Here is a 12164-nt window from a genome sequence, read left to right on the forward strand (position 1 = left end):
GTGGATTAAACATGTGGTGTTTTAAAAATGGGCAACCTGTTGAAACCATTCCTTTACTGGATCGAGCATTTCATTATGGAGATGGGTGCTTTAGCACAATTCGTGTTTTTCAAAACAAAATTGAGCTTAAAGAAAGACATTGGGAACGCCTAAAGCTTGCATGTCAAAAACTGTCTTTAACTGCGGATTTTGAACTCATAGAACAGAGCTTACAGCAATTACAAAAGCAGAATCTTGTGCTCAATGGCACTTTAAAAATTGTGATTAGTCGTGGGATAGGCGACCGTGGTTATAGCTTGCCAAAGCATGACGCCGATATTTATATCTGGTTTTATCCGAAAGCTTTAGAGCCATTTCAGCCCGACTCTATTCAGTGTGGTGTTTTAAATCAGGCATTAGGTTTAACCATGCCGAGCTTGGTTGGGCTTAAATCTTTAAACCGTCTTGAACAAGTATTGCTAAAAAAAGAAGCAGATCAACTAGGGTGGGCTGAAGCATTAGTTACTGATGTACAAGGTTATATTGTTGAAGGGGTCAGTAGTAATTGTTTTATTCGTTTAAATGATAGATGGATTACTCCTGAACTTCGCTATAATGGCGTCCACGGTGTAATGCGGGCAGAAATTCTGGCGCGTATGCAGCACCATGGTATTGTCTGTGAAGTGCGTGTAATTGAGCTAGATGAAGTATCTGAAATACAAAGTCTATTCTTTTGTAATGCTTTAAACCCTATGCGAGTAGTTACTCATTTAGGGGAGAAAACGCTAGAAACACAGGCATGCATAGATTTATTTCATATCCTTAACTTGAATCAGATTCATTAATATGCCGAAGCCACCTGTGAATGCGAAAGCAAAAAACGCCAAGAAAAATAACAAGAAACAAGCTCCAAAATTTTCTAAGCGACTGGTTTTAATTGGCCTGTTTATTGTCTTAATTTCTGCTTTTGCCATTTTATGGTCGAGTCTATTTAAAGCTTATCCTATTGAAGGCAAAAAACAGATGTTATCCATTACATCTGGTGAAACCTATTCTGGTTTTATTGATCGTTTGGCGAAAGAAGGCAAAATTAGCTTCCCAGTGGTATTGAAGCTTTATCAGAAGTTTATGATTCATGACAGCATGAAAGCTGGTGTGTATGAAATTGAACAGGGAATGAGTGTAAGAGAAGTATTAGAGATGTTATCTGATGCAGATAATGCTCAGATGAACCGTGTTTTGGTCATTGAAGGTACAACTTTTAAACAGCTTATTACTGCACTCAAAAATGATAAAAACGTAAAAAATACAATATTAGATTTACCAGATGATCAGCTGATGAAAGCGCTTGGGATTCCTTATGGGCATCCTGAAGGTTTGTTTGCACCTAATACATATTTCTTTGCTAAAGGTGAGACAGATAAGAAAATTCTGACCGATTTATATCATCGCCAAAGGAAAGCTTTAGACGCAGCTTGGGCAAATCGTGCACCGAATTTACCTTATAAAGATAAATATGAAGCATTAATTATGGCTTCTATTGTTGAGAAAGAAACAAGTTTAGACAGTGAACTTACACAAGTTTCAGGCGTTTTTGTTCGCCGTTTAAAAATTGGTATGCGTTTACAAACGGATCCAACTGTTATTTACGGTATGGGTAATAACTATAAAGGCAATATTACCCGAGAAGACCTCCGCACCCCAACAGCATATAATACTTATACTATTAATGGTTTACCGCCAACACCAATTGCTTTACCAAGCCAAAAAGCAATTGAAGCTGCATTGCATCCAGATGATTCAAATAACATCTATTTTGTAGCGACTGGCAATGGTGGGCATAAATTTACGGCAAGCTTGCAAGCGCATAATCAAGCGGTGCAAGACTATTTATCCGTGTTGAGATCGAAGAAATAAGGAAAAGAGATGTTTATTAGCTTTGAAGGCACGGAAGGTGTAGGTAAAACTACACTCATTCGAAAAATTCATCAGCATTTTGAAGAACAAGGTAAACAAGTTGTTTTAACACGTGAACCGGGTGGTACACCATTAGCAGAACAAATACGTTCTATGCTTTTGGCGGTGAATCATGATGAAAATATGAGCCATGATACTGAGCTGCTCTTAATTTACGCGGCACGTGCTCAACACTTACAACAAGTCATTTTGCCGGCTCTAGAGTCTAATAAAATTGTTTTAAGTGATCGTTTTACCGATGCAAGCTTTGCTTATCAATGTTCTGGTCGTGGTTTAAGCCAAGATAAATTACAGCTTTTAAATCAGAACTTTGTTTCACGCATGCCTGAGGTGACTTTCTGGTTAGATGCACCGATTGAATTGGGCATGAATCGAGCACGCGAACGCGGAGCTTTAGACCGTTTTGAACAAGAAAAGTTAAGCTTCTTTACTAAAGTTCGTGAAGGCTATGAAACCTTATGGAAAGCTGAACCGCAACGTATTAAGCGAATAGATGCAACCCAAAGTCCTGATCAGGTGTTTGAGCAAGCTTTGCAATATTTAGGATAAGCAATTGGATGAGCCACTCTTATAAAATATGAGAGTGGTGAAAAATGACGTTAATTCTGATTTAAAACGTCATAGAAAATATATGCTATTTTCTTATGCTATCTTACATATGATTTATAGATTGAAGAATAACAAGGATGAAAAGCTCAAAAGAAGAAATCGTGGCATTTCTTGAAAAGGAATTTCCACCAAGTCTTGAACATTGCACGATTGAATCAGTCACGCCTAAAGCAGCGGTTGTTTATTATCATGTCGATCAAAGGCATCAACGGCCCGGTGGTACCATATCTGGTCCAACCATGATGACTTTGGCAGACTTTGCTTTATATATTGCAATATTAGGTGAAATCGGCATTGTTGGTTTAGCTGTAACGACCAATTTTAATATTAATTTTCTAAGAAAACCCGCAGGGGATCAAGACTTACGCAGTGAGTGTAAGCTCATGAAAGTCGGAAAGAGCTTGGTGGTTGGTGAGGTCTGGATTTATTCGGTCGGTTTGGATGAACCTGTTGCACATGTGACTGCGACTTATTCAATTCCACCTAAATCATAAATAGTAAACCAAATAAAAAAAGCACAGTCTGAACTGTGCTTTTTTTTGTAGAAAAAAAGCTTAAATATCAGTATTAACCAGTGGCTGTTCTACTGCAAAATTTGGCGGTGTTAGAACTGTTTTACGAATCTCACTCGAAGTTTCTGGATAATCAAGCGTGTAATGTAGACCACGTGATTCTTTGCGTTGCATAGCACAGCGCACAATCATCTCAGATACTAAAACAAGATTACGCAGCTCAATTAGGTTTTTGCTAACACGATAGTCTTGATAATATTCAGTGATTTCACGCTTTAACATTTCAATACGGTGTAAAGCACGTTCTAAACGTTTTGTAGTTCTTACAATACCCACGTAGTTCCACATGGTCGAACGTAACTCATCCCAGTTTTGTAAAATCACCACATCTTCATCTGGATTAGTTACTTGTGAGTCATCCCAAGTGGGTACTTCTGGAAGTTTGAAGCTTTCATCAAATTTATTTTCGATGTCTTTTGCTGCACTCATGCCGTAAACGAAGCACTCAAGTAATGAGTTGCTTGCCATACGATTTGCGCCATGTAAACCCGTATAAGACGTTTCACCAATCGCATATAAACCTTCAATATCGGTCTGACTATTTGAGTCAACCACAACACCACCACACGTATAGTGAGCTGCTGGCACCACTGGAATCATGTCTTTGGTAATGTCGATCCCTAGCTCAAGCAATCGTGCATAAAGTGTAGGGAAGTGCTCTTTGATAAACTCAGGTGATTTGTGGGTAATATCCAACCACACATGACGAATACCGAGGCGTTTAATTTCGTGGTCGATGGTACGTGCCACAATATCACGAGGAGCCAGTTCTGCACGATCATCAAAACGTAGCATAAAACGTTCACCATCAGGTAAGCGCAAATAAGCACCTTCACCGCGCATGGCTTCAGTAATTAAAAATGAGCGAGCTTGAGGGTGATACAGACAAGTTGGGTGGAATTGGTTAAATTCCATGTTGGCTACACGGCAACCTGCACGGAAGGCCATTGCAATACCATCACCTGTAGCAATATCTGGATTAGATGTGTAGAGGTAAGCTTTCATCGCACCGCCGCAAGCCAGTGCGGTAAATGGTGCAAGGAAGGTATGAACTTTTTCTGTATTTTCATCTAAAGCATACAAACCAATAGCGCGATTCGCTTGATCGGTATGACCTAATTTATGCGATGTAATTAAATCAATCGCAATGTAGTTTTCAAAAATAGTAATATTTTTACGTTCTTGAGCACGCTCAACCAAGGTGGTTGAAATAGCTTTACCAGTTGCATCAGCTGAATGGATAATACGGCGTTGTGAATGACCGCCTTCGCGCGTTAAATGAAGTTGTTCATCTTCATCTAAAGTAAATTGCACGCCTTGCTTTAAAAGAAAATCAACAGAAGGACGACCGCCTTCTACGGTATGTTGTACCGCATCCATTTCACATAAATGAGCACCTGCAATCATAGTGTCATTAATGTGCTGTTGAATCGAGTCGGTCTCATCAAGAACAGCAGCAACACCACCTTGAGCATAGAAGGTACTTGCTTCAGTTAAAGCAGCTTTGGCTAAAACTGCAATATTAAAATGATTTGGTAACGATAAAGCCAGACTTAAACCAGCACCGCCGCTGCCCACAATAATCACGTCAAAGTGGTGAATTGTCTGTAAATTAGGCATGTCCATTCGCAACAATTTTAAACGTCCGCTAATGACACCCCTTTTTATATAAAAAGGCAAGAGCTTAAGCGCTCTAACTCAGAGAAAAATTGCAATTGGCTTAAAAAGTTGCAATGCGTAAAATAATGATTGTAAGGATGTCTTACAAATAAACATATTGTTACGCACAACCCCAAAGCGTTGTGATACAACAGTTTTATTCTTATTCTCGTAGACCAATTGTGGGTGAGCACCGAATGAAATCTCGCTATTTACAACAAGGAATGTATGCAGCGGTATTTACAGTTGCTGCTGTTCAGGCAAATGCTGCTGTTGATTTTTCAAACCTCGTTGAACAAGTTAGTCCAGCAGTGGTGAGTGTAAACGTCGTAAAAAAAATGACTCAGGATGAACTATTGCAGCAGCAAGTCCCTGAAATTTTGAAACGTTTCTTTGGAAATCAGGTCATCATTCCACAGCAACAGGGTCCACAAGAAAAAACTGCTTATGGTAGTGCATTCTTTATTAGTAAAGATGGTTACCTACTCACCAACCACCATGTGATTGAAAATGCCTCACGCATTAGTATTACTTTAAATGACCGCCGTGAAATTGATGCAACTGTGGTCGGTAGTGATGAGCGTACAGACGTTGCATTGTTAAAGGTGACTGGAAATAGCTATCCAGCTTTACGAGTAGGGAACGTTGACCGCTTACGAGTGGGTGAGCCAGTTTTAGCAATTGGTTCGCCATTTGGTTTTGACTACTCAGCTTCGGCAGGTATTGTCAGTGCTAAATCACGAAATATGAGTGGTGAAACTTCGGTACCATTTATTCAAACTGACGTTGCGCTAAACCCAGGTAACTCTGGTGGTCCATTGTTTAACCAAAATGGTGAAGTAGTCGGGGTAAACTCTCGAATATTTAGTGGTACTGGCGGTTACATGGGCTTGTCTTTTTCTATCCCGATTGATGTAGCGATGGATGTAGCCGAACAGCTTAAAACTAAAGGTAAGGTCACACGCTCTTATCTTGGTGTAATGATGCAAGACATTGACCGAAACCTTGCCGATGCTTACAAGTTACCAAAACCTGAAGGTGCTTTAATTACTCAAATTTCTCCGAACTCACCTGCACAAAAAGCAGGTCTTAGAGCCGGTGATGTGATTTTGAAATATAACGGTAATCCAGTACCGCGTACTAGTGAATTGCTCTATGCATTAAACAAAGTACAGCCAAATCAAACTGTTCAGTTTGAAGTATTGCGTGACGATAAAACCCGTAATATTTCAGCAACTTTAACGACTGCCCCAGATGAAACACCTGCTACAGGTGCACAAAGTGCTGTATCTAAAGGCCCAGTTTTAGGCATAAGCATTCGTGATTTGGCTGAACCAGAAAAAAGTGCTTTAAGTGTGAAAGGTGGTATCTATGTACAAGATGTTCGCCGTGGTGGCTTAGCATCATTGTCAAATATCATTCCGGGTGATGTGATTATTCAAGTCAACAATAACCAGATTTTAAATAGTCAGGATTTTTCAAAAGTTGTTTCTAACTTGCAAAAAAATACGGTAGCACGTGTTGCAATTATCCGTCAGGGACAACGCGCTATGCTTGGCTTACGTATCCAGTAAACTTAAAAATAGACAATGAGCCACCCTAAATATGGGTGGTTTTTTGTTATTTATCTTGAGCGTATAGTGATATCTACCTACACTTATTTTAGTTTAAAAGTTAATAAATAAGAGTGAATCTTTGTGAGTAGTATTTTTGATTTACATATTCAGGTGCAGCCACATCATATTGATGCTTTAGGGCATGTGAACAATGTGATGTATGTTCAGTGGATGCAAGATGTCGCTGCTGCTCATGTTGAAACCTTAGGAGTAGGGGTAACTAAATATCTTGAGCTAAAACATGCAATGGTCGCGGTTGAGCATCATGTGCAATATCGTAAAGCTGCATTTGAAAGCGAACAAATTGTATTACGCACATGGTTAGATGATATTAATGCTCTTTATTCGTTTCGCCAGTACGTATTTTTCCGTCCATCAGATCAGGCCGTATTATTTGTTGGAAATACCAAATGGGCATGTATTGAAATTGCTACAGGACGTCCAAAGCGAATGTCTCCAACTTTTACCCATGCGTACAAGCCGCTTGATTCAAGCATAAACCCTTATGATTTTACTGTTTCATATGCTCGATAGTCCGAAGCAATAGGCTCACTTCGAGTGTCCCTTTTTAAACATAAGTACAAAGCTCATGATTATTTTGGATACTTTAAAATATCCATCTGTTATAATCGCACGCAATTAATTTAACTGCTTTGGCTGTGTATTAAAACAAGCTACATAGCACTCTATATTTTCTCAAGGTAACCCATGGCGCAAGCTAAAAAATCCGTCGATATCAAAAATATACGAAATTTCTCGATTATTGCTCACATTGACCATGGTAAGTCTACATTGGCTGACCGTTTTATTCAGATGTGTGGTGGTCTACAAGATCGTGAAATGCAAGCTCAAGTCTTAGACTCAATGGAGCTTGAGCGCGAACGTGGGATTACCATTAAAGCCGCTTCTGTAACGTTATATTATACTCATCCTAATGGCCAGGAATATCAACTTAACTTTATTGATACTCCTGGACACGTAGACTTCTCGTATGAAGTTTCTCGTTCATTAGCTGCATGTGAAGGTGCGCTATTGGTTGTAGATGCTGCACAAGGTGTAGAAGCACAATCAGTTGCAAACTGTTATACCGCGATTGAACAAGGTCTCGAAGTTCTTCCTATTTTAAATAAAATTGATTTACCGCAGGCTGAACCTGAACGTGTAATTCATGAAATTGAAGAAATTATCGGGATTGAAGCAACTGATGCACCAACCTGTTCAGCAAAAACTGGTTTGGGTGTTGAGGGCGTTTTAGAACGTTTAGTCGATGTTATTCCATCACCTGAAGGCGATCGTGATGCTCCATTGCAAGCATTAATTATCGACTCATGGTTTGATAACTACTTAGGCGTAGTTTCTCTTGTACGTATTAAACAAGGTCGTATCCGTAAGGGCGACAAAATGTTGGTTAAATCGACAGGACAAACTCATCCGGTAACTTCAGTAGGTGTATTTAATCCTAAGCATACTGAAACAGATATCCTTGAAGCTGGTGAAGTAGGTTTTGTAATTGCGGGTATTAAAGATATTTTTGGTGCGCCAGTAGGTGACACTATTACTCTTGCGGCTACACCTGATGTTTCAATTTTACCGGGTTTCAAAAAGGTTAAACCACAGGTTTATGCTGGTCTTTTCCCGATTGATGCGAGCGATTTTGAGCCATTCCGTGAAGCGTTACAAAAATTACAAATCAATGACTCGGCTTTATTCTTTGAACCAGAAAGCTCAGATGCATTAGGTTTTGGTTTCCGTTGTGGCTTCTTAGGAATGTTACACATGGAGATTGTACAAGAGCGTTTAGAGCGTGAGTATGATCTGGATCTCATCAGTTCTGCACCTACCGTAATTTATGAAGCATTAACCAAGAAGGGTGAAACGATTTATATCGATAGTCCATCAAAAATGCCAGATGGATCTACTGTAGAAGATTTGCGTGAACCGATTGCAGAGTGTCATATCCTTGTTCCGCAAGAGTACCTAGGGAATGTAATGACCCTATGTATCGAACGCCGTGGTGTTCAAAAAGATATGAAATTCTTGGGTAATCAAGTTTCTATTACCTTTGAAATCCCGATGGCAGAAGTCGTTATGGATTTCTTTGATAAATTAAAATCATGCTCTCGTGGTTTTGCATCGCTAGACTATAACTTTGTGCGTTTCGAAAGTTCAGCTTTAGTTAAGGTTGATGTATTAATTAATAGTGACAAGGTTGATGCCTTGGCTATGATTTGTCACCGTAATGACGCGCGTCATCGTGGTATTGCATTGGTTGAGAAAATGAAAGATTTGATTCCTCGCCAAATGTACGACGTTGCTATTCAAGCGGCTATCGGTGCACAAATTATTGCTCGTTCTACTGTAAAAGCGATGCGTAAAAACGTATTAGCAAAATGTTATGGTGGTGACGTTTCACGTAAGAAAAAACTACTTTCTAAGCAAAAAGAAGGTAAGAAACGTATGAAACAAGTGGGAAGTGTTGAAATTCCACAAGAAGCGTTCTTGGCTGTATTGAAAGTAGAAAGATAAGAAATGAAGGTAGGGGGAAGTAAGATATTGCTTTTCCCTACTTTAAGAAAAGCAGCTAGGCTGCGAGTGAGGTCATGTGGATTTTGATTTTAATTTAATTCTTGTTCCAGTTACGCTGATTCTATTTGCAGTGTGGTTGTTAGATAAACTTGTATTCAAACAGCGTGCAGATAAAGGGCGCGGGAACGAAAATTTTGTTATTACATGGGCCTATGACTTTTGGCCAGTTTTAGCTGTAGTACTTGTACTTCGTTCATTTCTTTATGAACCATTTAATATTCCATCAGACTCTATGGTACCTACTTTAGAAACTGGTGATTTTATTTTGGTTAATAAATTTGATTATGGCGTGCGTTTGCCTATCGTCAATAAGAAAATTATTGATGTTGGAGAACCAAAGCGTGGTGATGTGATTGTATTCCGTTATCCACCTCAACCTACCATCAGCTATATTAAACGTGTAATCGGTTTACCAGGCGATCATCTTGTTTATGATCATGGACAATTGATTATTAACGGACAAAAAGTACCGAAAGTATTAACACAGTTTAGCCGTGAAAAAGATGTATTAGATACACCAACGTCTATTTATCATAAAGAGACGATTGGTGAGCACACCTTTACAATGCGTGAACTTGAAGGCGTAAATGTGGCGCGTCAAGCACCGTTTATCAACTATGTTGAAAATGGTAAATATGCAAACCAGGACGGTTTATATTGGGAAGTGACTGTTCCAAAAGGACATTACTTTGCAATGGGGGATAACCGTGATCAAAGTGCAGACAGTCGTTTCTGGGGCTTCGTTCCTGAAGAAAATTTAACAGGGCGAGCATTCTACGTATGGATGCATAAAGAACCGGGCTTACATCTTCCTAACTTTGGCCGAAATGGAAAAATAGATTAAAAACAACCATTAGGAAAAAAAGAAATGCGTAAGGCACAACAAGGTACTTCGTATTTAGCAATTTTATTTGGGGTGGTTATATTTGCAATTGCAGTAAAAGCTGTACTTGCAGTTTGGCCAGCATATTGGGATGATCGATTGATTAACAATCAAATAGAAGAGCTTTTACAAGAAAGCTCTTCTGACATCACCCCGCAGAAGTTTATGACACAAATGGATCAGCGACTGGAAATGAACAATATTCGTGATCTTCATTTTAAAGAGATTGCGCAAGTGTTTAATGAGTCTGGTCTAAAAGTCCAAAAGAAATATGAGGTAAGAAAACCTTTCTTATCAAATATTGATTTAGTTTTAACATTTGAGAAGAGTTTTGATAAAACATCAGTTCAAACTAAGTGATCCTCGCTTATTGAGTCGAATCGGGTATCAATTCAAGCAGCTTGAATTGTTACAGTTAGCTTTGACTCATCGTTCGGTGAGTCATAAATACAATTACGAGCGCTTGGAATTTTTAGGTGATTCACTATTAGGCATGATTGTTGCCAATTATCTATATCATGCCTATCCAAATGAAAATGAAGGTCGCTTAACGCGTATGCGAGCGACTTTAGTTCGTCAGGAAGCTTTAGGTAAGATTGCAACCGATTTGCAACTTAGTCGGTGTTTAATATTAAGTACGGGTGAATTGAAATCTGGTGGTCATCATCGTGAGTCAATATTGGCTGATACGGTAGAAGCGATTATTGGTGCAATTTATATTGATAGTGGTGATCTCAACTTACTTACCGATATTGTGCTAAAATGGTATGTACCCTATTTAGACCATATTGAACCTACGGATCAACTTAAAGACCCGAAATCACGTTTACAAGAGTATCTACAAGCACGTAAAAAACCTCTCCCTGTTTACGAGGTTGTAGATATTCAGGGTGATGCACCTCACCAGCACTTTAAAGTTGAATGTTTGATAGATGGTTTATCAAGGATTTATGGTGAGGGTTCAAGTCGTCGTTTTGCCGAGCAGGCAGCAGCGGCGGAAATTTTAAAGTTATTGGAGCAATAACCTGCATGTCGATGCATTCTGATCAAATCAATCCAGATTCAAATGATAACCAAGATCCTAATAATCTGATTGATCAATTTTTTAGTTCCAAAGGCGTAACAATTCCTTCGGATTTTAAGAGCGGATTTGTGGCGATTGTAGGACGTCCAAATGTGGGTAAATCTACCCTCATGAACCATTTGCTAGGTCAAAAGCTCTCTATTACTTCGCGTAAACCTCAAACAACACGTCATAAAATTATTGGTATTGATTCGCGTGAAAAAATGCAGGCGGTATATGTAGATACCCCAGGTATGCATAAAAAAGAAGTGCGCGCTATTAATAAAATGATGAACCGTGCAGCTCATTCTGCTTTACGCGACGTTAATTTGGTCTTATTTGTTATTGATGCTTATAAGTGGACTCCAAATGACGACTTAGTGCTTGAAAAGCTTAAGAATGCTGAAATGCCAGTAATTTTGGTGATTAACAAGGTTGATACTTTTGAAGAGAAAAGAGATATTCTTCCTTTAATTCAAGAGCGTGCCAAGCTTATGAATTTTGCCGAGATCGTTCCTGTATCTGCTTTACGCGGAGCAAATCTGGAACACTTGAGCGAAACGATTGAGAAGTATCTTCCTTATCAAGCACCTTTGTATTCATTTGATCAGATTACTGACCGTTCTGAACGCTTTTTAGCTAGCGAAATTATTCGTGAAAAAATTATGCGTCAGTTAGGTGAAGAACTACCTTATGATTTAACAGTACAAATTGAATCTTTCAAAACGGAAGAAGAGGCTGTTAATGAAAAAACGGGTCGTTTAAAACCAGCTTGTACTTATATTGATGCAACGATTTTTGTAGATCGTGCGGGCCAAAAAGCGATTGTGATTGGTGAAAAAGGTGCCAAGCTTAAAACAATCGGTATGGATGCCCGAAAAGATATGGAAAGAATGTTTGAGCAAAAAATTATGCTCACACTTTGGGTAAAAGTGAAGGGTGGCTGGTCTGATGATGAGCGTGCTTTAAAAAGCTTAGGATATAGTGATATCTAAAGGATAAGGATACTGGTATGAAAACAATTACATCATTCGTCGCTATAATTGGATGTACATTGATGTTACAAGGTTGTATATATAAGCTTGTAACCGTACCAGTAGGTATCGCCTACAAAACTACAAAAGGTGTTGTTAAAGGTACAGCAGCTGTTGTAGGGGCGGTAATTCCTGACGGTGATGATGAGGATGACAAAAAAGAAAAAGAATCTGAGGAATAGTTTC

The 12164-nt window shown here is 39.0% G+C and carries 13 protein-coding genes; 12 read left to right on the plus strand and 1 reads right to left on the minus strand.

Annotated features, from left to right (window positions below):
- Nucleotides 1-11: 11 nt before the first annotated feature.
- From pabC to F935_RS02015, 4 genes are all read left to right on the plus strand, one after another.
- Nucleotides 12-824: an aminodeoxychorismate lyase gene (gene pabC, locus F935_RS02000; protein WP_016137368.1), complete on the plus strand. Its 813-nt coding sequence runs from the start codon at nt 12-14 to the stop codon at nt 822-824.
- A 1-nt stretch (nt 825) separates the two neighbouring features.
- A complete protein-coding gene (gene mltG / locus F935_RS02005) occupies nt 826-1896 on the plus strand; it encodes an endolytic transglycosylase MltG (protein WP_016137369.1) in 1071 nt (356 codons plus the stop codon).
- A 9-nt stretch (nt 1897-1905) separates the two neighbouring features.
- Nucleotides 1906-2505, plus strand: a complete 600-nt coding sequence (gene tmk, locus F935_RS02010; RefSeq protein WP_016137370.1) for a dTMP kinase — start codon at nt 1906-1908, stop codon at nt 2503-2505.
- A 137-nt stretch (nt 2506-2642) separates the two neighbouring features.
- Nucleotides 2643-3059: a PaaI family thioesterase gene (locus F935_RS02015; RefSeq protein ID WP_016137371.1), complete on the plus strand. Its 417-nt coding sequence runs from the start codon at nt 2643-2645 to the stop codon at nt 3057-3059.
- A 60-nt stretch (nt 3060-3119) separates the two neighbouring features.
- Here F935_RS02015 and nadB read toward each other — a convergent pair whose 3' ends face one another.
- Nucleotides 3120-4763, minus strand: coding sequence for an L-aspartate oxidase (gene nadB / locus F935_RS02020; protein ID WP_035366007.1), 1644 nt, complete (start codon nt 4761-4763; stop codon nt 3120-3122).
- Nucleotides 4764-4993: 230 nt separating this feature from the next.
- Here nadB and F935_RS02025 point away from each other — a divergent pair, with 230 nt between their 5' ends.
- The 8 genes from F935_RS02025 (at nt 4994) to F935_RS02060 (ending at nt 12160) form a co-directional block, all read left to right on the plus strand.
- Complete coding sequence (locus F935_RS02025) at nt 4994-6370, plus strand: Do family serine endopeptidase (protein ID WP_016137373.1); 1377 nt, start codon at nt 4994-4996, stop codon at nt 6368-6370.
- Between the two features lie 123 nt (nt 6371-6493).
- Entirely contained in the window at nt 6494-6946 is a 453-nt protein-coding gene (locus tag F935_RS02030; RefSeq protein WP_016137374.1) for an acyl-CoA thioesterase, read from the plus strand.
- A gap of 174 nt (nt 6947-7120) precedes the next feature.
- On the plus strand, nt 7121-8938 hold the full coding sequence (gene lepA / locus F935_RS02035) for a translation elongation factor 4 (RefSeq protein WP_016137375.1): 1818 nt from the start codon (nt 7121-7123) through the stop codon (nt 8936-8938).
- Between the two features lie 76 nt (nt 8939-9014).
- Complete coding sequence (lepB, locus tag F935_RS02040; RefSeq protein ID WP_016137376.1) at nt 9015-9842, plus strand: signal peptidase I; 828 nt, start codon at nt 9015-9017, stop codon at nt 9840-9842.
- 24 nt (nt 9843-9866) lie between these two features.
- Nucleotides 9867-10241, plus strand: coding sequence for a DUF4845 domain-containing protein (locus tag F935_RS02045; protein WP_016137377.1), 375 nt, complete (start codon nt 9867-9869; stop codon nt 10239-10241).
- A complete protein-coding gene (gene rnc, locus F935_RS02050) occupies nt 10213-10905 on the plus strand; it encodes a ribonuclease III (RefSeq protein ID WP_016137378.1) in 693 nt (230 codons plus the stop codon). The genes F935_RS02045 and rnc overlap by 29 nt, the downstream gene beginning before the upstream one ends.
- Before the next feature lie 11 nt (nt 10906-10916).
- Nucleotides 10917-11939, plus strand: a complete 1023-nt coding sequence (era, locus tag F935_RS02055) for a GTPase Era (protein WP_080645664.1) — start codon at nt 10917-10919, stop codon at nt 11937-11939.
- A gap of 17 nt (nt 11940-11956) precedes the next feature.
- The gene (locus F935_RS02060; protein WP_016137380.1) at nt 11957-12160 is read left to right on the plus strand and encodes an NF038104 family lipoprotein; all 204 of its coding nucleotides are present in this window, start codon (nt 11957-11959) and stop codon (nt 12158-12160) included.
- Nucleotides 12161-12164: the final 4 nt, after the last annotated feature.

This window comes from Acinetobacter calcoaceticus ANC 3811 (genome assembly GCF_000399665.1).
Taxonomy (GTDB): Bacteria; Pseudomonadota; Gammaproteobacteria; order Pseudomonadales; family Moraxellaceae; genus Acinetobacter; species Acinetobacter calcoaceticus_B.

Coding starts and splice junctions, on each gene's coding strand:
- pabC (WP_016137368.1), top strand. CDS start 12: ATGTGGTGTTTTAAAAATGGGCAACCTGTTGAAACCATTCCTTTACTG.
- mltG (WP_016137369.1), top strand. CDS start 826: ATGCCGAAGCCACCTGTGAATGCGAAAGCAAAAAACGCCAAGAAAAAT.
- tmk (WP_016137370.1), top strand. CDS start 1,906: ATGTTTATTAGCTTTGAAGGCACGGAAGGTGTAGGTAAAACTACACTC.
- F935_RS02015 (WP_016137371.1), top strand. CDS start 2,643: ATGAAAAGCTCAAAAGAAGAAATCGTGGCATTTCTTGAAAAGGAATTT.
- nadB (WP_035366007.1), bottom strand. CDS start 4,763: ATGGACATGCCTAATTTACAGACAATTCACCACTTTGACGTGATTATT.
- F935_RS02025 (WP_016137373.1), top strand. CDS start 4,994: ATGAAATCTCGCTATTTACAACAAGGAATGTATGCAGCGGTATTTACA.
- lepA (WP_016137375.1), top strand. CDS start 7,121: ATGGCGCAAGCTAAAAAATCCGTCGATATCAAAAATATACGAAATTTC.
- F935_RS02045 (WP_016137377.1), top strand. CDS start 9,867: ATGCGTAAGGCACAACAAGGTACTTCGTATTTAGCAATTTTATTTGGG.
- era (WP_080645664.1), top strand. CDS start 10,917: ATGCATTCTGATCAAATCAATCCAGATTCAAATGATAACCAAGATCCT.
- F935_RS02060 (WP_016137380.1), top strand. CDS start 11,957: ATGAAAACAATTACATCATTCGTCGCTATAATTGGATGTACATTGATG.